This window comes from Stygiolobus caldivivus, from assembly GCF_019704315.1.
Lineage (GTDB): Archaea > Thermoproteota > Thermoprotei_A > Sulfolobales > Sulfolobaceae > Stygiolobus > Stygiolobus caldivivus.
This window is the reverse complement of the sequence record NZ_AP024597.1, coordinates 50,950-73,359: the sequence shown is the minus strand read 5'-3', so window position 1 is coordinate 73,359 and position 22,410 is coordinate 50,950. Positions and strand designations below refer to the sequence as shown.

At 35.6% G+C, this 22,410-nt stretch carries 18 protein-coding genes; 10 read left to right on the top strand and 8 right to left on the bottom strand.

Annotated elements, in window-relative coordinates:
- Window positions 1-613: 613 nt before the first annotated feature.
- Both KN1_RS00335 and KN1_RS00330 read right to left on the bottom strand, forming a co-directional pair.
- Window positions 614-2,023, bottom strand: a complete 1,410-nt coding sequence (locus tag KN1_RS00335; protein ID WP_221288649.1) for an MATE family efflux transporter — start codon at window positions 2,021-2,023, stop codon at window positions 614-616.
- Window positions 2,024-2,143: 120 nt separating this feature from the next.
- Complete coding sequence (locus tag KN1_RS00330; protein WP_221288647.1) at window positions 2,144-3,079, bottom strand: FkbM family methyltransferase; 936 nt, start codon at window positions 3,077-3,079, stop codon at window positions 2,144-2,146.
- Between the two features lie 63 nt (window positions 3,080-3,142).
- On the opposite strand from KN1_RS00330, the gene KN1_RS00325 reads away from it, so the two are divergent.
- Window positions 3,143-4,405 (top strand): glycosyltransferase family 4 protein, encoded by a 1,263-nt coding sequence (locus KN1_RS00325; RefSeq protein ID WP_221288645.1) that lies wholly within the window; start codon window positions 3,143-3,145, stop codon window positions 4,403-4,405.
- Between the two features lie 6 nt (window positions 4,406-4,411).
- Here the strand turns inward: KN1_RS00325 and KN1_RS00320 are convergent, their stop codons facing one another.
- Both KN1_RS00320 and KN1_RS00315 read right to left on the bottom strand, forming a co-directional pair.
- Window positions 4,412-5,377, bottom strand: coding sequence for a glycosyltransferase family 2 protein (locus KN1_RS00320; RefSeq protein WP_221288644.1), 966 nt, complete (start codon window positions 5,375-5,377; stop codon window positions 4,412-4,414).
- Between the two features lie 93 nt (window positions 5,378-5,470).
- Window positions 5,471-6,484: a glycosyltransferase gene (locus tag KN1_RS00315; protein ID WP_221288641.1), complete on the bottom strand. Its 1,014-nt coding sequence runs from the start codon at window positions 6,482-6,484 to the stop codon at window positions 5,471-5,473.
- A gap of 36 nt (window positions 6,485-6,520) precedes the next feature.
- Here KN1_RS00315 and KN1_RS00310 point away from each other — a divergent pair, with 36 nt between their 5' ends.
- Both KN1_RS00310 and KN1_RS00305 read left to right on the top strand, forming a co-directional pair.
- Entirely contained in the window at window positions 6,521-7,735 is a 1,215-nt protein-coding gene (locus KN1_RS00310; RefSeq protein ID WP_221288640.1) for a glycosyltransferase family 4 protein, read from the top strand.
- A 7-nt stretch (window positions 7,736-7,742) separates the two neighbouring features.
- Complete coding sequence (locus tag KN1_RS00305) at window positions 7,743-8,774, top strand: glycosyltransferase family 4 protein (protein ID WP_221288638.1); 1,032 nt, start codon at window positions 7,743-7,745, stop codon at window positions 8,772-8,774.
- Here KN1_RS00305 and KN1_RS00300 read toward each other — a convergent pair.
- Complete coding sequence (locus tag KN1_RS00300) at window positions 8,751-9,947, bottom strand: glycosyltransferase (protein ID WP_221288637.1); 1,197 nt, start codon at window positions 9,945-9,947, stop codon at window positions 8,751-8,753. The two genes, KN1_RS00305 and KN1_RS00300, sit on opposite strands and share 24 nt — an antisense overlap.
- A complete protein-coding gene (locus tag KN1_RS00295; protein WP_221288636.1) occupies window positions 9,907-12,405 on the bottom strand; it encodes a hypothetical protein in 2,499 nt (832 codons plus the stop codon). Before KN1_RS00295 ends, KN1_RS00300 begins: the two co-directional genes overlap by 41 nt.
- A gap of 98 nt (window positions 12,406-12,503) precedes the next feature.
- On the opposite strand from KN1_RS00295, the gene KN1_RS00290 reads away from it, so the two are divergent.
- The 7 genes from KN1_RS00290 to KN1_RS00260 all read left to right on the top strand — a co-directional run bounded on the left by KN1_RS00290 (window position 12,504) and on the right by KN1_RS00260 (window position 21,129).
- Window positions 12,504-13,529 (top strand): glycosyltransferase family 4 protein, encoded by a 1,026-nt coding sequence (locus tag KN1_RS00290; RefSeq protein WP_221288635.1) that lies wholly within the window; start codon window positions 12,504-12,506, stop codon window positions 13,527-13,529.
- Between the two features lie 181 nt (window positions 13,530-13,710).
- Window positions 13,711-15,483 carry a carbamoyltransferase family protein gene (locus KN1_RS00285; protein ID WP_221288634.1) on the top strand — a complete coding sequence of 591 codons (1,773 nt, stop codon included), beginning with the start codon at window positions 13,711-13,713 and terminating at the stop codon, window positions 15,481-15,483.
- Window positions 15,484-15,603: 120 nt separating this feature from the next.
- Complete coding sequence (locus KN1_RS00280; RefSeq protein ID WP_221288633.1) at window positions 15,604-16,368, top strand: glycosyltransferase; 765 nt, start codon at window positions 15,604-15,606, stop codon at window positions 16,366-16,368.
- A 569-nt stretch (window positions 16,369-16,937) separates the two neighbouring features.
- Window positions 16,938-17,135, top strand: a complete 198-nt coding sequence (locus tag KN1_RS00275; RefSeq protein WP_221288632.1) for a hypothetical protein — start codon at window positions 16,938-16,940, stop codon at window positions 17,133-17,135.
- A gap of 1,036 nt (window positions 17,136-18,171) precedes the next feature.
- Entirely contained in the window at window positions 18,172-19,065 is an 894-nt protein-coding gene (locus KN1_RS00270) for a DUF973 family protein (protein WP_221288630.1), read from the top strand.
- A 914-nt stretch (window positions 19,066-19,979) separates the two neighbouring features.
- Window positions 19,980-20,435 (top strand): hypothetical protein, encoded by a 456-nt coding sequence (locus tag KN1_RS00265; RefSeq protein ID WP_221288628.1) that lies wholly within the window; start codon window positions 19,980-19,982, stop codon window positions 20,433-20,435.
- A 277-nt stretch (window positions 20,436-20,712) separates the two neighbouring features.
- A complete protein-coding gene (locus KN1_RS00260) occupies window positions 20,713-21,129 on the top strand; it encodes a hypothetical protein (protein ID WP_221288626.1) in 417 nt (138 codons plus the stop codon).
- Between the two features lie 227 nt (window positions 21,130-21,356).
- Here KN1_RS00260 and KN1_RS14630 read toward each other — a convergent pair whose 3' ends face one another.
- Together KN1_RS14630 and vapB are read right to left on the bottom strand one after the other, a co-directional pair.
- The gene (locus tag KN1_RS14630; protein WP_225905739.1) at window positions 21,357-21,494 is read right to left on the bottom strand and encodes a hypothetical protein; all 138 of its coding nucleotides are present in this window, start codon (window positions 21,492-21,494) and stop codon (window positions 21,357-21,359) included.
- Between the two features lie 142 nt (window positions 21,495-21,636).
- Window positions 21,637-21,861, bottom strand: coding sequence for a type II toxin-antitoxin system VapB family antitoxin (gene vapB / locus KN1_RS00250; protein ID WP_221288624.1), 225 nt, complete (start codon window positions 21,859-21,861; stop codon window positions 21,637-21,639).
- Window positions 21,862-22,410: the final 549 nt, after the last annotated feature.

Below are 22,410 nucleotides of genomic sequence, written 5' to 3'. Positions count from 1 at the left end.
TTTACAAGAAGGGACCTCAGGCTTTACGGTGGCTATTCAATTTCCCTCATCAGCAATTTTGATAAAAGCCAGCGTTAGCCGGGACGATAAACTGGGTTTCCCCCTCAAAGCACAGGCTACTACTGTAAGACTTCATTAGACGTGTCTCCTACCTCCTCTGCCGTACTCGGAACCTCTTCCGGGGCATCCCTGCCCCTTTCCGACAAGACCTTTACATCCTCTTCGACAGTAAACGCAAAGGGTAAACGAATCCCGTCGACGAGGACTACGACTTTTCGCTCGCATAAATTAGCCTACTTTTGACACCTCAAGCTAAAGCCAGCCCTTTGCGGATATCGTGAAAAAGGCTATTATTTTCCACGTTTTTGTCAAATTTCTTTTCAGGCCTAAACACACCTTTATTACGGGTAACTGCTATAATGTTTACATTAAACTCTGAAACAGTACGGCATTTGTGTATTTAGCATAGTTAAAAACTGTTAAAACGTGGATTTAACGTAAAACATTACTCAATATGCATAAAGCATTTTACGCTTTCTATGTTTTTGCCATAGTGATAGTCACTATATTAGGACTGAAGGACCTCGTCTTTACCCCCGACACACTACGTTTGTTAACTCATAATCCTTAAGATAGTGGACACGAACTTTAAGCCACGCGGTAAGAAGCCTTCTATGACCCTGATCTCGTCCTCACTAATTATTTTAAATAATTTGAAGATAAAAATAATAGCGAGAACTAATAGGAAATCCATAAAAACTGGGTCAACGAATATTTCATAAGCACCAATAAGCGGAGTAATTGAAAGGAGGACAAACTCTTTCTTAGTCGGGATAAAAACTGAGGTCCTGGTCGCATAAAAAAGGACAAAGAGAGAAGATATAGTGGCTACAATGATCTGAGATATAGCCCCTCCTATTATCCCTATCCTAGGAATCAATAAATAGGAAGTGAGCACTACTAAGCTACCGTTTAAAACTGAGAGGGCAAGAAAAGGCTTCAAGTCCTTCTTAGCCGCGACAATGAAATTAGTTAAGGATCCCATAGAAAAAGGAAGGGTAGATGAAACCAAAAGTAAAATGAAAACTTCTAGTCCAGCCTTATATGCCGGGAAGAAGTGATCAATTACTATCTCACCTACGGGAATAGAGATTATTACGGCTAGAAAAGTTAAGAGCGATAAAAATCTAAAAGAAAGAGATGACATCTTCTTCTCGTCTTTTCCCAAAGCTCTATAAAAAGATGCTGTCGGTAGCAAGACGTTTCCTAAAGCACTTAAAATCATCGAAGGCACTCCGGCTACTAATGCAGAGAATTGATAAATGCCTAGGTAATAAGAACCCAACAAGTATGCCGTAGTTACTCTATCCCCTTGAGAAGAAAAGAAACTAGATAAAGAAGAGAGATAAAGGGGAAGACCCTCCCTGAAGTGCTTAAAGAGGAAGGTAAAGTCCGGAGAAGGAAAGAGTAATCCGACTTTTCTGCTCAGAAATACATAATTTGTGGAGACCGAAATTATTGCACCCAAAGTCCAGATCTCGATGAAGAGGTAAATGCTGTGTAAGAGAACTGCAATTATCGATATCCCCCATCTTATGACTAGAAAGAGGTTCCCTGTTATTGCCGATTCAGTAAACATGTCCATCCCTATCATTACTGCTGTTAATACGCCGTTGAGGAGATAAAGAAAGAGATAGGGGATTGCTAACTTAACGTAATTTGGGAATATGAGAAGGATAAGGAAAACTGGAAGGGCTAAAAAAGGGAATGAAAGAAATATTTCTATTACTCTTTTATTTATCTCTTTTTTAGCGTAAAGATATGAGATTTCTCTTGTTATTATTTGACCGGGGATTAAATAAAAGAAAGCTGATGTGACTACTTCAAGAAGTTGAATTATAGCAACTTTTCCAAAGAATGATGGATTGGAAATCTTTGCCGTAATAACGAAAAAGATTAAGGCAGTTATAACGTTAGTAGTAGTCACACTAATGCTTTTTAACGCGTTCTTTATTGGATTCATTCAGTTTAGGTCTTTAAAAGTAAAATATTAAAGCTTTTCATATCACCTTTATATACTTTATTAATAATATTTCTATTAGGAATGCCTATTAAATTCTAAAAAATTATAATTTCAGAAAAATTATTTAAGTTTAGTACAATAGAATAGTTTAGTATTACTGTCTATTTTTATTCTTTCTTCACATCTATAATATTGTTCTTCTAATCTCTTTATTAACTCTCCATGGGGTATTTTGGTTATTTTCTCATGAGATTCAACAAAAATTTTCTCAAAGTCTAACTCTGATGAAAAGATTATATCAGCCTCACATCCTTCGCAGTCCAGCTTTAAAAGGTAAGGGTCTTTAACCATTTTTCTTACATTATTAAAGGAAAGCATAGGAACTTCTATGTCTCCTTCATTTGTTACAGTAAAACCTCCGGACTCCTCTATATCGACAGTTGATGGAACTTTAGTTTTTCCTTCTTTAGAGCTAATTGCAGCATTGATTAAAGTAATTTTATCCTCTAGGTTATTAATTTTAACATTCTGTAAAGCAATTTTATAAACTGTAAATAATGGCTCAAATGCATAAACATGCGTTGCTCCTTTTAATACAAAATATATTGCAGAATCACCGATATTAGCACCAATGTCTACTACTTCACCTTCTATCTCTGTGTTATATTGCTCTAAGACAAAATTTTCAAATAAATTGAAATTTATTTTATTAATAAATCTAATATTATATTTCTTATTATACCATATTTCACCTTCTTTTATAAAGCCGCCAGCAGAAATTATAATAGATAAGTAAGAATCTTGAATAACTTTATAGTCATTATAATAGAGACTTTCACTCTCAAAATGAAACTTTGAAGGATTAAAGTTAAATTTATTGACTAAATCAACAAGGGCTATAACACAATCTATTGTACATTTTCCCCTAGATTTGTCCTTTAATACAACGTCAATTATTTTTTCTCCTTTATTTATATTTTTTAATATAGAAATCCAATTATCATAGACTTTTTTATACGCATTTATTCTAGTAGTTATATACGTTAAACCTTTCATCTAGTACATCTATGTAAAGGTGAGATTTAAAACCTTATAATATTTCATACTGTAGAGGATATAGTGATAGGAGTAGTAGTACCAGTAAGGACATTTATCAATTTTTTTGGAGGAGGAGAAGTACATTCTAAAGAGGTTATAACTAGACTAGCTAAGAAAACAGACTTACTTTTATTACCTCCTTCTAGTGAAATTATAAATAATTGCAGAGAAATATGTAATTATCTTGATAAAATACCATTTGATTTTCCAAGTTTTATAAAAAAATGTGAAAGACTTAACTATTCGGAAATTTTACATAGATACTCAGAATGCCTAAATGACGTTAAAATAGTGTATGACCCTATTACCTACGTTTATATGGATATGTCTTCTAAATTAAATAAGATTAAGCTCTTTCTCAGATCTCTTAATGGGAAAGTATATTGTGATGAAATAATATCTTTTGACGCTTACTGCATTGCAAAGACTTCCAATAAACCATTAGTTACTACAATTCAATCTGAAATAAGGACTTATGCCGAATCACTAAGATTCTTACAAGGAAGCATAAAATACAGATTAGGAGACCCTCTATTCGGGTTTAAGAATAGATATAACTTCCTCGACATAGCTAAATTTGGAAAGATTTTGAAGGATCCTATTGTTAAGTATGTTTTATCAGTAAGTGAAGGAACTTTAAATGCTTTAAATATTAAGAACGAAAAGATTAGAGTTCTTAACCCCGGAAACGCATTCGATCCAAAACTTTTACAATACAGAACTAAGAATAAGGAAAAATACTTAGTATTTTGGGCTAGGTTATATTATCTAAAAGGGATATTCGAAATCCCATATGTAATGAGGAATATTGTAAAGAGAAACAATGATGTTAAACTCATAATATTCGGCAAATTCTTTAATGATAAGGAGAAGGAAAAATTCTTTAAATTAGTTAAAAAATTTAATTTGGAGAAAAACATAGAGTATCTAGGTTTTATTTCAGACAAGGAAAAATATAAAATAGTCAGTAAAGCAAAAGCATTGATATACCCATCTCACATTGATTCTTTTTCACTAGTAATTCTTGAATCCCTAGCATTAGGGACTCCGATAATATCTTATGACCTTCCAGGACCTAAGAGTGTATATGGAGATTTAGAAGCTGTGAAATTCGTAGAAGAGTTTGATGTAAAAGCAATGGCTGACGAGACGTTGAATATTCTAAATATGAAAGATGAAGATTACCTTAACTTAATATATAATGAGAAGCTTAATAAATTCTTAGAAAAATATAATAGCTGGGATAAAGTAACAGATGAAATTTTAAAGTATATTAATAAGTAATGGTAACTATAAAGGCTCTTTTATGCATTCTATTTGAGGAGAATTTGACTGTTGTAATGTAAGCTTAAGTCCTTCTTCGTTTTTAACATATCTGAAATATCCATCATTACACTTATAAAGAAGTAAATCTCCGAGTTTCTCTTTTAGATTTTGTGACGTATAACTTTTCATATTACTATACATAAGTGGTAAAGGATACATGAAAAACTTCTCTGGAATTGCTAATTCCTTTGGGTTAACAAGTTTTGATAAAGAATTGTAAATAAGCAAAATATCATTATGTACTTCTTTATTATATCTATAAATTCCCTTTAATTTAGCTAAAATAAAAACTATACTAGCTGCTAACGTAACCATTTTTCCATAATTGCTATAAATTTCAATTATATCATGATAATTAAATCCATGTCCCCTTATGGAGTCTATAGTATTTCTCAGTCTTCTCTTATAGTATTTTATACCTTTAGCATATCTAAATTCCCTATCAATATTTTTCCTATACAAATTTATTGTAGCTATAACTGGTATATAATAATCAAATCCGATTCTTATAGAAAATTCTGTATCTTCTCCTACATTCAAATCCCTCCAACTGCCCTCATTTTTAATAATTTCTTTTTTAGCTATTAGTGAGAAAGGACCATATACTATCTTATCTAGCATAGTTGTTGTCCATTGTATAGCCTTGTGGAAATTTTCATTATAGTATGTGTCTAGATCAAAGTATGCTGTTATTGAATTATCAGGACAATGTTCTAAAGCATAGGCCCTGCCCTTACCCCTACTTGATTTTAAACGCAAAAGAGTTAAATTATACTCCTTCCTTAACTCCTGTAACTTCTCCCACGTACCGTCCCTAGAATAATTATCAACTATTACTATATCATAAGAAGGATTAAAGACTGATTTAATACTCTCCTCAATAGTATTAACATTATTAAACACAGTACCATATACACAAATCCTATCCATACGAGTATATTAAACGACTTATTTATAAAATATTATAGTGAGGCGCTTAACAATCAGAATAAACCAAGATAAATAATATATATTAAAGTATTATTAATGCATTAAGCTATTGTATACATTTATTATTCCCTTTATGGAGTTTTCCCAAGAGAATTTACTTGCCTCCTTTCTTAGTTTCTCACCATATTTTTCACCGAAAGATAAAATATAATCCAAAGATGGTAATTCGTCTTCAACTTTTATACAATACTCACAAACTTCTTGTGGAATCCCAGCATCTTTAAACACTATAACTGGAATTCCCCTAGCTTGAGCTTCAACTATTGGAAATCCGAAACCCTCCTCCCTAGTTGGAAAGAAGAATGCGTCAAAAGAATCGTAAACTTCTATAAGTTTCTCATCTGACACCGGTCCCATTATCTTTATTCTAGAGTCATCTTTTGCCTCCCTTAAAATCTCCTTATAAATTTCGCTGTTAGGATTATAACTTCCCCACAATTCGAAAACTACATTTTTCTCTTTTAATTTCTTAAACACTCTTATCCCCCTAACTACGTTCTTCCTTTCTGAGTCTATCCTTCCTATATAGCCTATTTTTACTATATCTCTCCTATCCTTCTTTCCCACAGGTTTATTAAAGAATAACCCGTCTATACCAGGGTTAACTATGAAAACCTTTTTCTTATAACCCAGTTTTTCCACGTCTTCTTTCACTAAACTTGAGACTACTATAACTGCATCGGAACTTAGTATACTCTTCACGTAAAATCTTTTCATTAAAGGCATTGGTTGTGATTCTCTATATCTAAGAAAAAATAAATCATGTACGGTAGTTATTAACTTTGCCTTGCTCTTCCTTATCGGAAAGAAAGGTTTGGGAGATAGTAAATGAATATTGTCATAGCCAGAATAATTATTAAATATTCCTTTAACTGTAGTTAAAACAGAAGATGAGAGCGAAGAGTAATCGTAAAGGGGTAAAATAGCAACGTCAACCCCTGCGTTAATTAGGCCATTGTAAACTTCTCTCGCATACCTCCCTATACCGGTAACTTTACTTACGTCTTCCTTAAAGTCTCCTTTACTAGATACTAGAAGTACTCTCATCAAATTTAATATCTGTCTATAAGAATAAAGCTAACTGTGAAGATAACAATTATAACGTCAAGTTTGACTTCAAATTATTCCGGAGGGTCCACTCACGTTAACAATGTCGTTTATCGTCTAACGAGATACTTTGACGTAGAGTTTGTCCCTTCTATAAACTTCTTTATTAATAACCCTAAGGCCGAGGGTGAATTGGATAAAATACGCAAAAACGGGATTAAAATCCCTGAATTTGTTTATTCCTTCTCCTTCACTAGCCTTAAGCCGTCTTTTCTTCCGTACTCTCCCTCTGTGTATGAGGCTTTTGCTGAAAAGGTTAAACTTGACTCCGACTTGATATATGACCCAGATTATACTACGCCGGAGAGCGTCTTCATTTCAAACAGAAATAAGGTACCGCTAGGCATGGCTCTCCATGAACCTTTATATTCTCTCTCACAGTCAATATTATACACTTATTATTCGCTAAAGCCATTTTTCTTAAATTCAATAGATTACTTTATAAAAAGGTCTATAGCACTTTATTTACTTACTAGGAGAAAAGAAGGATATATTAAGCGGGCTAACTACATGAGCTTTATAGCTGGAGTAAGTAAAGGCACTCTTGATTCCATAAAAATAAACAAGGCAAAAAAGTACCTCCTTTATCCGGGCAATGGCGTAGATAAGGAGCTTTTACAATACAGGACTAAACGTAAAGAGGACTATTTAGTATTCTGGACTACTTTAATCCCGCCTAAAGGAATTCTTAATTTCGCCTATATACTAAAGTCGCTAAAAAATAAGGGAGTCGATGTTAAGGCTAAGGTAGCCGGCAAGTTTCTTTATGATAAGTTCAAGAACCATTTCTTTAAATACGTGGACGAAAATTCTCTAGATATAGAATACTTAGGTTTTACCGAGAAAAAGAAACTTTATGAAACAGTATCTAAAGCGAGACTTTTAATATACCCATCTCTAGCTGACGGGTTTTCCATTACAGTTTTAGAAGCACTAGCATTAGGCACTCCAGTTATAGCTTATTCAATACCTACAGTATATTCAGTTTACAAAGACGTCCCGGCGGTAAGGTTTGTTAAGGAAGGTAATATAAATAGAGTGGCAGAGGAAGCTGAAAGAGAACTTAGAAACGGGGAATTATTAGACGCGGTGTTTAGCGATGAGGTAAGGTCGTTCGTAGAATTTCATAACTGGGATAACGTCACAGAAAGCCTTGTTAAGATTATTAAAAATATTGTAAATAACCGGTGATAATTACATGAGGATCCTAATTTCGCCACCGATGAGGTTTGGCGAAGAATTTACTGGAGGCGCCAGGAGGACTTTAGAAGTTTATAGTAGAATAGGGGAGGAAGTGTACCTTTGCGTCGATAAACATACTTTGAGTAAAGTAGACCCTAGTATTTCACCGCTTCTAAATAAATTTAAGTTAGTAGAAAGTAGTAGCACTTCGAGAAAGGATTATCTCCAAGGCTTCTTACACTGTCTGTCCACGGCTAAGAAAGCAGATGTTATATTAAGTTATTCCGAGTTTTCATTAAGCGTTGCCTACTCATATTTTCTATCAGTCTTGTCCAGAAAACCTCTAGTAATATTCGTCCACCACGTTACTGAGGAGCTTAGAGGTAATTCAAGGTTACACTTCCTCCTTAAGTTAGGGTTTAAGGGGAGCAAAGGGATAATTTGTCTAGATAATCCAGAGGTAATAGAGGAGTTAAAAAGGATGTTTAGTTGCAAGAAGGTCTTACCGTCTACTAACGGTATTAACGTAGAAGATTATTATACTACCGACGAGAAGATATGTGATGGTTTATTTATAGGAAATTACGGTGAAAGAAAGGGAGTAAATTATCTAGCAAACATATGGGAAGCCGTAAATGAAAGAACGAGTGCAAAGCTCTGCATAATAGGTAAAGGGTGGAAGGAGGTTCCAAAAAACTCTATTTATTACGGCTTTGTAAGCGAAGAGAAGAAGAGGGAAATTTTAGCTAAATCGAAGGTCTTTGTTTTTCCATCAGTCTATGAGGGCTTTTCGTTAGCTACTGCTGAAGCTTTGGCTTCTTATTTACCCGTAATTACCTGGGACTTACCTTGGGCTAAGAGGTTTTTAACTATTAAGGTCCCGCCTTATGATATAGAAAAATTTGCAGATATAGTGATAGATCTACTTAGAGATGAAGAGAAGAGGAAGCAATTGGGAAATGAGAGTAGAAAATTTGCAGAAACCTTAACTTGGGAAAGAGCGAGCGAGATGGAAAAGAAGGCATTATATGAAATTCTTAATCAGTGAATCTACAGCATTAACTACGTTATCCCATGAAGAGTGGAGTTTAATGAACTCGTCAAGGTCTGGAGAAAACATTTCCTCTATCTTCCTGTTATCAAGTTTAACTAGGTCTTTAGCCTTTTCTACTAAAGATTTGACATCAAATTCTCTTATAAAGAATACCGGCTTAAACTTATAAATCGAGGTCAGTGAAGGTAAGTCATAAGCTATTACTGGCGTTCCTACTGCTAATGCCTCGATCCCAGTGACTGAGAAGGACTCCTGGTGTGAAGGTAAAATTAGAGCCTTAGCTTTAGATAATATTTCAAATTTCTCCTCCTCGGACACGTTCTCGATTACTTCTACTCCCAGGCTTTTAGCTCGCTTGGTTATGAACTCTTGTTCAGGGTAACCTATCATTTTCAGCTTAACATACTTACCTACTTCTAGAGCTTCGTTAGCACCTTTTGCAGTGTTTATCCTCCCTAAAAAGACGACGTAGCCTTCCTTATTAAAGTCCCTGTATTTTAACGCCAAGGGATTGAAGGCGTGAGGAGGGGATAAAACTCGTGTATTAAAATACCTAGGTAAATTAGTATAAGAAAGGGCGCCATAATTCATTACTGCTATAAAAGAAGGTTTTCTCCTTAGGGCCTTTGTTAAAAAGACTATGTTTTGGAGTCTCTGGATACTGCAAAACTCTATTGCACTCTTTTTGTTAAACCATATTTTGTTCCAAACATTTACACAACGCAAGAACGATTCTTTTTCAAGCAAAGAATTATGAGGGTCAGTCATTAATAACATGCCATAATTCCTTCCAAGTCGTGAGATTAGGATCGAAGACATAAGTTGTATTCTGTAATTATGTGAGGTGTAAGCGAAGTCTAACTCATCAATTTCCTTCTTATAACCTTCTAGGAGTTCTTTAGCTAGAGGCGAAAAAGTTAGAAGTTCTCTAACTAGGGAAAAAGTAGGCTTTTTATCTAAAAGACTTTCAAAAAACGCTGGGACTTTTGCGTACTTTTTTACTTCCTTCAACTGATCTTCGGAAATACCCAAAAATGAGTGGGGTGTGGGTAAATAGTAAAGTTTATATCTCAACGAAAGCCTCTTAATTATTTCCCTTACATGCCTTTCTGTACCGCCATTAAGGTTACTTATTGCCCTTGAGTCCACTAATCCTAATGACATCATTCCTAAGTACCTCTATTCCTTTGCTAAGGACATTCTTATATAGTATGAAGTAGATAAACAGGGCGTAAAAGAAGATATCTACTGCAGTCATTAATACGTTAGTTACGAAGCCTAACTTTATAGAAATTGTTAATATACCGCTGGAGGAAAATATATACTGACCGAAGCCGTTAACTCCTAACGCTTTTCCGTTGCTCACCTCTATCCCGCCATAAGGTAGCGGTAAGGAAGTTTCTACTAGATACCCGGAGTTGCTATATGCTGTAAACTCTGCCATTAATTGGTTAAAGCTGAAATTGATCGGAATGGACACTAATTCTGTAAGGCTTACATTCTCCGGAATTATCATAGTCCAAGGCTTTACGGTTACGTTCTCCTTAGAAATTACAGCTAGGTGAGTTATATTTCCTTCGTCATCAATTATGTAATTACCCGAGAGGATAGTAACATTTCTAGTCCCGTTATACAATGACATATAGTCCTCGCTCACAGTGGATGGATTAAGTACCATTGTTATAGTATTTGAAGTCTTTACTGGGCTTATAATCGCGGGAGTGTAGTTGAGTAATGGATAAAGTAACCATTCTGCTTTAAATAATACAGTCTCGGTCTTACAGTCGAAATAAATTCCCATTTTAGCCTCTCTAAAAACTGAGGAGTTTGGTTGTTCTAGTAGATATACGTCACCTTTTGCGTAAATTACTTTTAACCCTGAGTCGTTAAGGTAAGAGTAAATAAAAGAGTTACTTATTGGAATATAGGAAGTGTCATCAATAAAGAGGTATTTTACACCGGCTATATCGTAAGCTAAAGGAGCCTGGTTGACGTAATTAGTTTGAGGAGGAGAAATTGTGACATACCCAGGCATTAGAGGGGGAGAAAGGGAAATGAATTGGTAATGGGCCCATTTCTCACTAAATCCTATTTCTCCGACGTAAACTACGCCTGCAGTAGAAGTAGATAAGGTATTCATCACATGAACCCATTGTGGTGGGGGGTTTAAGGGATAATAATATCCTTCTAGGGATATACTATTACCAGGGAATGAGCCAGTCACTTGTGAAGGATATAGTGTACCATTAAAGTACTGCCAACTGGCAAATACTGCTAGTACAATTATTACCAACACTAGGGTTTTCTTAGTTATCTCTTTATTAACCTTCTCTAGGATATAATTAACTCCTAGTATGGAAAGGTAACTTGCTAAAGGTAAAGTCATTATTTCTGCATCATATGGAATAGCAAAAGTGGTGCCAAATATTCCTCCAATAATAGGTAGTTTTGAGGGGTCGATCTCGAATAGGTACACAAAAGTCTTTATAGGTACATTCGTCCCCGCGGATATTGAGAGTATGATAAACATAGGGGTGAATAGTAACGCCGAGATAGGTAACCTCTTTTTATCGAATAACGCTAATGTTGCTACTGTTATGAAAATGTATAATGACGCTAACCAAATATAGGTTATTACATCTGGTGGTAGTAAAATTAACGAGTGATCACCAAAATAGGGTAAAAACCACCAATCATGCCTAGGATATAGAAGGATCGAAGGCGGTGCATAAACTATTGAAGTCCACCCGGTATTTATGAACGCAAAAACGTTAAAGATATGAGAATTTCCAGACCACGTTGCAATATATGAATACGTATCAGGTCTATAAGCTTGTACAGATACAGCCTTACTTAAACTGGGTTGTGTTATAAGTGAAGTGTAAATAAATATATAGTAAACATAAATTAGTATGGGTAACGATAAAATGTAACTTAGGGAAAGGTATTTTATTGATTTTAATATCACGCCACGTTTTATAGTTATAGAGATTATGAAGATTAAGACCATGATGTATAGTCCCCAGACATAAATTCTTGGGTCCATCAGCCCTCCAAAACCTAGTGCTACTCCGGACTTCATTATATCATATTTGTTTACACTTTTGTTATTAATTACAATATCCAAAAATTTTAGTACAGCGTAAGAGAATACAATTACTCCCCAAATAGAATTGAAAAAATTGTATGTAATATACTCAAGGTAAACTGGATTAAGTATGAAGAATAGGACGCCAATTATTCTTAATAGATTTTTATACTTTGTAATTCCAAAAATTTCTATTGCCTTGTTTATCATTGCCCATAATAATAAAAATGTTACGCTGAAAGTAACTAAGAGAAATATTTTATCCAGTATGATAATATTATAAATACCTAACGCTGTAAATACTGTCAAGTACAAATATAAGATTCCATCGTTTACAGCTAATCCAGTTTCTGGGTTATAAACCGATGCAGTTAGTAAATATTCTACCTCTTTTCCGGAGAATAAGGGTAGGTTGTAATTATAAAAGTTTAAATATCCATTGCTAAATAGAAATACATAAATAGGTGCTAATGATACAAGATACATTATTAGGGCAATTATAATATCTCGTCTAGTAATAATAACAAATCTACTCATTATGAGATGGGTAACTGCAGCACATATAAAAATTTTGGTATGTCCTAACGCACGGTTAAGCTAACTTTTAAAAGATTATATGGAGAGAAATATTTATAGTGGCATGTTTTATAGTTAAGGGAGATATAGTAGAATCCAAAACCGGGACAATCAGATGGGCTTTAGAAGTTCAGAAGTCTATTCCTAATACTTCCTTGTTTTACATTGGTAAATCGAAACCTATTTCTGAAAATCAATACTTAATCAAAACTGAAAAACTCGGTAAAATGTACTTAATTATACCCAGTTTTTCCAATTTTAAAAATATAATTTTATTGTTTAAATGCAAATCAATATATTTTGTAGATATTCCTGCACTTCCGTTCTTTTTACCGATATACTTTGTTTTAAAGATTATGAGGAGAAAAATAATATTTGGCCTTCATGGTTTTATCCAACGTGATAATGGCTTTAACGGGAAAATATTTAGATATATTGCAAGACACGAAATTGTTCACGTATTAAATAAGTATGATAAGGACTTAATGGAGAAAAATGGTTGTAAGAAAGTTGTTCTAATTCCTAATTTCATATACACTGATAAGTCAGAAATTATAAAATGCGGCAAATTTGTAGTATTATTCGTAGGAAGACTGGATATCTATCATAAAGGGATAGATTTGTTAGCTGATATAATATCTAGAATTAAAGATAAAGCGGAATTTCATATAATAGGGGATGGAGAAGGAAAGAAAATAATAGAAGAAATTGCAAAAAGTCAGCATAATGTTAAATACCTAGGAAAAGTTAATGATGAAACTTTACGTATGGAGTACGCCAAAGCATCATTATTTATTCTAACTTCTAGATTTGAAACATTTGCATATGTTTTGCTTGAAGCACAAACCCACGGTTTGCCTGTAGTCGTATTTGATTTGCCAGAAATTAGAGATAATATAATTAATGGAAAATTAGTAAAACCGTTCAATACTGAAGAATTTTCTAGAGCAATCTTAGATTTTTATGACAAATATACACTAGACAAAGAAAAATACTATAAAATGAGAGAAGAGATAAGAACATGTGCGTATAATAGATTTGGTAAAGATAAAATAGTAAATGAGCTTATGAAGCTTTTAACATAGGCATTAATTCATGCTTATTAGACATTAAAGACACTAATATAAATTATAGTTATTTTCACGATTCTAGCTAAATATCCGCTATTTACGATTTCTTCTTAACCTTACTTATTTATAACGTCATTATTAATGATGATTCCTCTATATTTATGATTTATATAACAAAACACATAAATGTGATGTAATGATAGTAATAGGCTTTAATTGGCCAATATTCCATGATCATGCTGTAGCTGTAATACAAGACGGAGAATTAGTTTTTGCTACAGAAGAGGAAAGGTTTACTAGACATAAGCACTCAATTGAAGAGCTTCCGTTAAACTCTCTAAAGCAAGCATTCAAATTCTTGAAAAAGAGAGGAATAAAGCCTAAGGATGTGGACGCTTATGCAATAAATTGGCACCCTTCGTTGTTTAATTTGAAATACAGATATCTTAAATCGTGGCAAGCATTAGTTAAACTCCTTTCATATAGTGTTATTAATTACACGGAATTTTCGTCGTTGGTAGGTAATTTTGCTAGACCAGATATTGTATGCCTTGCAAAGAGACTTATTAGAAAGGCAATTTCAGATCTCGGAGAAGAAGTACCCTCAGACATCAAAATATATCCTGTTAGGCATCACTTGTCTCATGCAGCTTCTGCATATTACTTTTCAGGCTATAGTTCAGCAGCAGTCATGACGATAGACGGCACTGGTGAATATGAGGCGACAGTAATTTGGAAAGTTAAGGATGGAGAATTTGAGCCTGTTCTATCTATGCATACATCCTATGGATCTTTAGGAGATCTTTACGAGAATATTATGATGCATATATCTTTCAATTTCCTTGAAGGTCCTGGAAAAGGTATGGGATTAGCCCCTTATGGTAAAATGTCACACTATTACGATAAACTAAAGCAGTTTGTTAAAATTAACCCAGAAGGAGATATGCCATTTTATATAGCAGATGGTAAGATGATAAAAACAAAGGATCACGTGAAGCCCTATTTAATATATTCGAATATCGCCCAAAAAGTAGTAGGTAAAATAGTCTGGGATCCTCATGGAGAATTGAATGAAGACGCTGTAAACGTTGCTTGGGCTGTTCAAAAGGTCACTGAAGAAGCAGTTTTGGCTACTGCAAAGTGGGCAAAAGACCACACTGGTGAGGATAAGGTGGCACTTGCTGGAGGAGTAGCACTAAACGCTAAAGCTAGTATGGAGTTGCATTACGCTAAGATCTTCAACGACGTGTTTATCTTTCCGGCTGCTAATGATGCCGGTGGGCCTGTTGGTGCTGCAGCTTACGTTTACGAACACGTCCTTGGGGGGAAGATGAAAAGACAGAGATTAAGGAACGTTTATCTAGGCCCAGAATACGACGACGAGACCGTTAAGAAGGTCGTTCAGGATAGTAAGTTTAAGGCCGAATATGTTGGTGAGGACGTTAATGCTGTAGCTGATTTAGTTGCCAAGGGTTATATCCTAACTTGGTATCAAGGTAGGGCTGAACTAGGCCCTAGGGCACTCGGTAACCGTTCAATTATTGCGGACCCAACTAGGAAGGAGTATTGGCGTTTGGTCAACGAGATTAAAGGTAGGGAGTGGTGGAGGCCATTGGCACCGTCTTTGCTAGACGAGGATAAAGGCACTTACTTTAAAGACCCGGTCTCTCACGAGTTCATGATTTTGATGTTACGTTATAAGGACAAAGAAGTATGTAAGAGAGTTCCGGTAACTTGTCATGTTGATTTAACTGCAAGGCCTCAGACTGTCACAAGGGATCAGAATAAGACTTGGTATGATTTGATCAAGGCGTTCAAAGACATTAAGGGTGAAGGTCTCATAATGAACACTTCCTTTAACCTCGCCGGCGAGCCCTTAGTTGAAACACCTCAGGAAGCGCTACGTAGTTTTGCAGTTAAGGGGTTCGACGCGATGTACATTCAAGGGTGGTTAATATACAAGAGGTAAAATTTTTATCTAAATAACGCGAACCTTTATACTGGTATAAGGTCTTAAAATCATATCTTGGACTAAAGGCCCTCTATATTATAGATTAACTTTTAAATTCTCCTAAGTTAGTTTATAAAAATGAAAATAAGCGTAGTAATTCCGACGTTAAACAGCGAGAGAACTGTGGAAGTTGCAGTTAAGTCAGCCCTTTCCGTTGCAGACGAGGTTATCGTAGTAGATTCCTTCTCTTCTGATAGAACTGTTGAAATTGCGGAAAAAGGGGGAGCAAGAGTGATCCAAGTTAAGGGGAGCAGGCTTATTGCTAGGATTGAGGGGGCAAAAGCGTCTCACGGCGATTATATAGTTAACCTTGACGCTGACATGTATTTTTCAGAGAACTTTAAGGCCTTTGAGGAGAAGGTCATTGCACTTGGTGAGATCACTGTTGGGAAAGGGGTAGTCCATAAGTTAATGTCATTGGACAGGGAAATAACACACAAGAAGTGGAGTGAGAACCTATCCGTGACTAGCGGAGGAATTATCCCCAGGGTGTATGACAGGCAACTGCTACTGAAGGCTTACGAAAATATCCCTGCCAATTTGAGGGAGAAACTGCACGCCTTTGAGGACAGCATAACCTATTATGAAGTTCTAAAACTATATAAGGGAAAAGTGCAGTTTATCCCTAACGCTGTTTACCACATAGAGGACGACACTCTCTTCCACTTCATGAGGAAGTGGTACAAGTATGGTAAGAACGCAAAGTTGTTGAGGGGCACAGAATATGAAAGGGTTATAAAAGAGAGGAAGACTAGACCTGGGCTCTCGACCACTGAGAAAATGAAGCTCCTTTTACCTACCTTGATAAAAGGTATTCCTTTTGCTTTAGGGTACTATTTATAGCATGAAGCGTATACATTACAAGAGCAGAATTTATCAATTATGCTGTCCGCTTACGGTAGGGCTACAACAGAGGTTCTGGTAGAGAAAGATCACGTGTATTACTCGACCTTTAAGGTAGGTGAGTGGGCTGTCTAAAGGCAGCAGTTATTCTACTTTAACGTATCTAAAAGATTTTCAATAAGACCTGTGAATTACCTAAACTATTTTCAACAGGCCTGAGGAGTTCTCCTCCATGCACTTCAGCCTGGAGAGCTCCCCGATAATGAGTTAGCCCTTAGTAATGCCCAGCTCCTTTTAATACTTCATATTTTTCAATAAACCGGACGTAAAACCTAAAAACTTTATCAGTAATACCAAGTGTTTCGTATTACCAAGGGAAAGTAGAATAACTGCTGTAAAGGTAAAGGGAGGCGATATTGCCCTCGACGCTGGGACCTTTATAGGCTACTTTATGGTGAAGGTAGCTAAGAGAGGAAGTAGTTGCAGTAGAACCGTTACCTTGGGCTTTTAAACTGCTGAAGGGCGTGGAGTTGAATAATTTGAAAAACGTGGTACTGGTTAACTAGGCTTTGTACAGAGTCGATAGTATGAAGGTCAAGGTAAAGGGCAGCGGGGTAAGCAGTAGTATAAGTGAAGAAGTAGAGGCGGAAGTCGAAACTACGACAGCAGACTCCTTAGGTAAATTTAACGTAATCAAGATGGATATAGAGAGGACAAAATGTGAAGTGATTAAAGAGAGTGCTAAGTGGTTAGACTACTTTAGGTGATAGCAGTGGAACTTCACAGTAAGAGAAATGTGAGTTTAATTCCTAAGGTACTTAAGGAGAGGGGTCTTGTCGCGGAGTGATGACAAAAAATGAACCAGGTACACTTTACGAAACATAATCTCTCACCCTTTAGGGTTTATGAGGGCAGAGATGAAGACTAAGACCTAACTAGAGTCCCTGAAGGGGGAGTACAGAGTCCCCACGTTAGAGCAAAGTAAAGTTATAAGGATAGTTTACGGTAAGAGACCCAAAAACTAAGGTTGTTTTTATTTTAGCTACACTAGCGTTTGTAATTTGCAACAAGCGGGATAATATGTACGGCTCACGAGTAGTAGAATATCTATCGTTAGCTTATAATGAAATCCTCCAGATTTTCCCCGGTTTAGTTAAAAATTATTAGGTAGAACAGCGTGATGTGTCTGTGCTATTCTACCTTGACGTAATTTCCTCGTGGATATTGACGTGAGAGTTAAGCCCTGGAAAAACCAGTAGGACTACTTTCATCCGGTAGCAGTCGCGGAAGCCAAGTAAAAGTACGTTTGCGTAAGACGGGTCTGATGTCGAGTTTGAGGAATTCCTTAGAAAGGCGTGAATACCCGGCTGTAATAAGCGGAGGACTACAAGCGTTTTTGCGTTTTACTATTCTTTAACAGTTGTAGGAAATAAACGCAGTAGTTTCTACTGCTAGTTGCTTTTAATCCAAGACAAGGCTTACAATTATAGTGTTGCTAGTAGCTTAATCCATCTTTTATTTCTATTCCCGATCCAGTAATTTCTAGCGTAGACAATATTAACAATATACGAAGTTATCTCATGTACGGATAAAATCGACATTAAACTAATAGCTTTGAATTGTTTACAAAATCGTGTGCATTTTCTACTCAGACATGTTATCTCCATTAATACTAAATAATCTAAAACGGATAGAAGCAGCTCGCTCGCTGATGTTTGAAACTTAATTTACTCGCTGTGTTTTAAATTGCCCTATTCCATTTCCGTGACATTTATAATCTGGAGTTGAGACTAGCTCTATAAAATGGTAAGCGATGAAGATTCTGCATTACTAGATTTGGATGCTGGTTCAGTATCTGCTGCAATAGCTACAGCACTTGTTAGTATCGCAATGATAAACATCTTTTTATTAATGCCTACTATTTTATCTTACATATCACTTCTTCTTACTCCGATTTCGTTATTTAATTCATTGATTGTAGCTATAGTTGCAGAGTTTATCGCGTCGATGATATTCATTCCATTTTCAGTATATGTGTTTAATTGTGGGTTTCGTGAATTAAAAGCTAAAGGTGGGGTTACCGGGACCACGTTATGGTATGCGGGAGTAATTCTAACGATGTTACCGTTAATTCCGATATTTATAATCATTGGATTAATCTCAATAACGGTGGGGGTTAGTTTAATTGGGTTAGCGATTTGGAGAATAGGGAAAATTTATAACGTAGGGGATATACGTAACGGTGTGATTCTTATAATAATAGGGTCAATAGTCCCGTTCGTAGGGACTATAGGTTATGTACTAACACACAAAGGGTTGGGAAAGTTATGGGACACGATGAGGACGAGTGCCAAAAATACCAAGTATACCCCAACGACTTCATCTTCAACTAGTGGATCTACTCAACAACTCCCGGTACGCCAAACCGGACAAGGGTATATTTTCTATCACGGTATTGCGATAGTAGAGTTATTATCTACACAACCGGTAAAACTGCTTTTTGCCCGAATTGAGGGGACAAAGCGTAATTCTAACTCGTTTAACCCCGACTACCTAAAGCCCAATACAATAACAAAAGTTTCAATATATTTCGGTGATTCCTTAGAGATAACAAAGGGAAAAACATATAAGGTCATCATTACCGCACTGGTGGGAAGCGAGACGCTAGATATCCCGGTCAGTGTAACGGGGGTATAACCCTGTTATTTTACGAAGTACCATCTACGTTAGGGATGTTGTATCTCATCACTCCCCTTCCAAAGAACACATTTCTATATTTTCTATCTAAAATAAATTATTAATGTTTACCACACCTACCGAGCATATTCGTTATATGAGGAACGAGAACGCGCTAAGGACGCCCTCACAAGTAAAGTGCGTTTTTTGAAGTCCGAATTGAGTAAATAGGATCAGTTAATAACTGTTTACAAGCTTTTGTAGGAGGCGGTAGAAAGTTACGCGTCTATTTCGACAGTTTGCCACTAAGAACAATGATACTACTTTACATATTAGAGTAAAATGAGGAGAGATTTAAAATAATTGATACAGATACGGCAGTAGAGTGTATATGCTTACAATATACGTGATGCTAACGGATCTTGTATTTATAGTTAAGACTGACAGGGAAAATTTCTCTGTAATAAGATCTGGGTCTTGATATGCAATTTGTCGAACCAAGGATCAAGTTGAATAGAGTTAATATTCTTAAGGTCTCAATGTATTGTGATAATGCTACATTAGATTTCCCGTGTCTACATGTGAAGAAAGTCCCTACTTACGACAGTATAAAATGTAAAGGAGTTCCTTGAAGAAGTAGAATGCCCTAAACTTTAGGGCATAGGAAATCTATCATATAATTTGAATAATTTTTCTAAAATACAATAAATATAATAATCAAGATTGAATGAAATAAGACTTTGAGTATTTTTAAAAAATTCGGGCATTATCACCAGCCTCCTCTGTAACTAGACTATTCTCGACAAAGATAATTTACCGATGTAGGGAAACGTAGTCGTTCTTTTACTGCCGTACTCCGAAAAAATTTAATTAACACGTAAAACACTAATATAACATAATATTTATGTATTATAGAGGTAATGAGGGGAGGGGTCATGGGTCGTATAGACGTTGTTCTGGCAATCCTGAAATATGCTAAACCAGACCTCAAACTGGACGCGAAGAACTCGTTTGAGGACAGGCTCAGATTACAGAAATACGTATTTATTATGGAAAAGCTGGGTCTTAATTTGGGTTACAGTTTTAGTGAGTATCTTAGGGGGCCGTATTCTCCGGGTCTAGCTATGGATTATTATAGTAACGCCGATATCGTTAAGGAACTAAAGACTACTCACGAACTCACCGACAAAGAACGTGAAGTAGCGGAAAAGATGAAGATAGTAGTTGAACTGACCCCGGGAGAATTAGAAGCATTGAGTTACCTTGTATTAAAAGGTTGGCTATGCGATAACGATGCTTTAGTAAACGTGGGATTTTATAAGCCGCATCTTACCGCCGATGAAATTAAGAAGGCTATAGATGTGGGTAAGAGGACTTTAGGGTGTATTTAAGCTGGACTGGAACAGTGTCTATAATTACAGCAAATCTTTACTTGACTATTCGAATGATGATTTAAAGCTGGCAGTTTATTTCCTCGACTCCAGTACCGATCAGTTACCTATTGATTGTGATTCGAAGCTATTTTTTTCGATATATTTTCTTCACCAGTCAATTGAAAAAGCTTCAAAAGCCTACATGACTATAATTACAGGCTTATTATCGTTAGTCCAAGGTCTATTGATAACCAAATCGTTATCAAATAGCAATCTAAAAACGAGTTATCTCAGAATGTTTATATCGTTCTATTTAAATCGGCTGAATGAAGATGACGAGAAACAAACCATAAAAATAACGGATCTCCCGGAAATCTTCAAGAAAATTGGTCATGATGAGAGGAGAATTCTTTCTTTTTTAAATGATCTGAACGAAGATGTAAGTGAACACGGTAGATTAACGATCTTGATAAAAGAGGCATTTAATGAGCTTAGATCTGAACGGGGTGATTTATTTAAGATTTTAGAAACCGTATTTGATTCGTCAAACTACGAATCATTGGGGTACAAACTGTTAGGTCAGGACAGAGACACGTTAAACCTTATAAACCAAATTATAGAATTTTTAAAAAATAACTTTGGGGACTTGCTTGAACTGCTTAACAACGTCCAGGACTTAGTTAGAATTAATATTAATGAGAATAATGACTAGCAATCTATACAAGAAAAGAGCGAAATATTTCGTTACACGTTAAATCCTATTGGGCTCAAACCAAGGAACTGTTATCTAAACAAGAAGTGCAAACACTAATGACTAAGAGTGTTTAAATTCTTTGTTAACTCTTTAAATAAACCGCGATTTTGTCCCTTCTTTCAGAGACGCGTCATACTGTTTCTCGTCAGGAGTTATTAACCCAGTTTTCATGGGTTTAGCTAAGGCTATAAATAAGGCGTCATAAACAGTAATTTAGTAGCGATTTTAAATGCTTCAACTAGATATTCATCTTGATTTACTGTAATTATTGCTCCCTTCTTGAGCAAATCAGATAAAATTCTTGTCGCTACGCTCTCACCCATTTCTCCCCTTATCACTTTTTTCATAGTGCGTTAGCAATTTCTTTAATAGCTTAGGTCTAACGTTACTACACCTTCAGGGATTATTTCAGCTACTTTTTCCCACCCTTTCTCTTTAGAGAAAAACTTAACTAGTGTCGACGAATCAATGGCTTTCACGGTCCTCCCTCACCGACCTCTCAGAGAACCCTTCTTCGCTGGGTTTTACACCTTTAAGCAACTCAATCCACGAGTTAACGTATTCCTTAGCCTTAACTTTTAAGTACAATTCCTCTAAGAATTTCCTAACCTCTTGGTCAATATCGATTCCGTGCTTTTCTAATTCCTCTTTTATCTCCTTTTTTATTCTCACACTAATAACTGTAGACATAATTGTCTATTATACGTAGGACGGTAGTAAAAATTTTCCCTTGGGACGAAAGAGAGCTCACGATTCTTAAATCCGGACTTAAAGTACTTTAAGTCGTAGTCGAGCGTCGGGTGGGTCAGGTTTCTTTTTGCGAATTATAATATTCTCATAGGGTCAGAATAATTGTATGAAGGAATAACTGGTTATATGTTATCTCCATTAAGTCCGTGATACGAACTCTGTGGTTCCTCCAATTGTCAATCTACAATACAAAATGAGGAAATAAAGTGAATTCTCAAAAAAGCTGTGAAAGACCCTTTCGTAATTAAGTGGATTTAATTTTAAGTGAACGTGTTTTATAACTTTTTACTTTATTTAGTTATTCATATTTATTACACATTGGACGCTCTCATGTGAGCGACCCTCTAAATTCCCCCACTTTTTTATAGTTTATTAAACTCTTAGAATTACAAGAAATTTAATTTAAACTTCACAACCAAAACATTACCAAATAGAAATTATTTTTGTAAAACGATTTTGGGTCTACCGTTCAGGTGGGGCCTCTGAGCC

Bases quoted from the DNA above. Each gene is read 5' to 3' on its own strand.
- KN1_RS00335 (WP_221288649.1), bottom strand. From the start codon at position 2,023: ATGAATCCAATAAAGAACGCGTTAAAAAGCATTAGTGTGACTACTACT.
- KN1_RS00330 (WP_221288647.1), bottom strand. From the start codon at position 3,079: ATGAAAGGTTTAACGTATATAACTACTAGAATAAATGCGTATAAAAAA.
- KN1_RS00320 (WP_221288644.1), bottom strand. From the start codon at position 5,377: ATGGATAGGATTTGTGTATATGGTACTGTGTTTAATAATGTTAATACT.
- KN1_RS00315 (WP_221288641.1), bottom strand. From the start codon at position 6,484: ATGAGAGTACTTCTAGTATCTAGTAAAGGAGACTTTAAGGAAGACGTA.
- KN1_RS00305 (WP_221288638.1), top strand. From the start codon at position 7,743: ATGAGGATCCTAATTTCGCCACCGATGAGGTTTGGCGAAGAATTTACT.
- KN1_RS00300 (WP_221288637.1), bottom strand. From the start codon at position 9,947: ATGATGTCATTAGGATTAGTGGACTCAAGGGCAATAAGTAACCTTAAT.
- KN1_RS00295 (WP_221288636.1), bottom strand. From the start codon at position 12,405: ATGAGTAGATTTGTTATTATTACTAGACGAGATATTATAATTGCCCTA.
- KN1_RS00285 (WP_221288634.1), top strand. From the start codon at position 13,711: ATGATAGTAATAGGCTTTAATTGGCCAATATTCCATGATCATGCTGTA.
- KN1_RS00280 (WP_221288633.1), top strand. From the start codon at position 15,604: ATGAAAATAAGCGTAGTAATTCCGACGTTAAACAGCGAGAGAACTGTG.
- KN1_RS00270 (WP_221288630.1), top strand. From the start codon at position 18,172: ATGGTAAGCGATGAAGATTCTGCATTACTAGATTTGGATGCTGGTTCA.
- KN1_RS00265 (WP_221288628.1), top strand. From the start codon at position 19,980: ATGGGTCGTATAGACGTTGTTCTGGCAATCCTGAAATATGCTAAACCA.
- KN1_RS00260 (WP_221288626.1), top strand. From the start codon at position 20,713: ATGTTTATATCGTTCTATTTAAATCGGCTGAATGAAGATGACGAGAAA.
- KN1_RS14630 (WP_225905739.1), bottom strand. From the start codon at position 21,494: ATGGGTGAGAGCGTAGCGACAAGAATTTTATCTGATTTGCTCAAGAAG.
- vapB (WP_221288624.1), bottom strand. From the start codon at position 21,861: ATGTCTACAGTTATTAGTGTGAGAATAAAAAAGGAGATAAAAGAGGAA.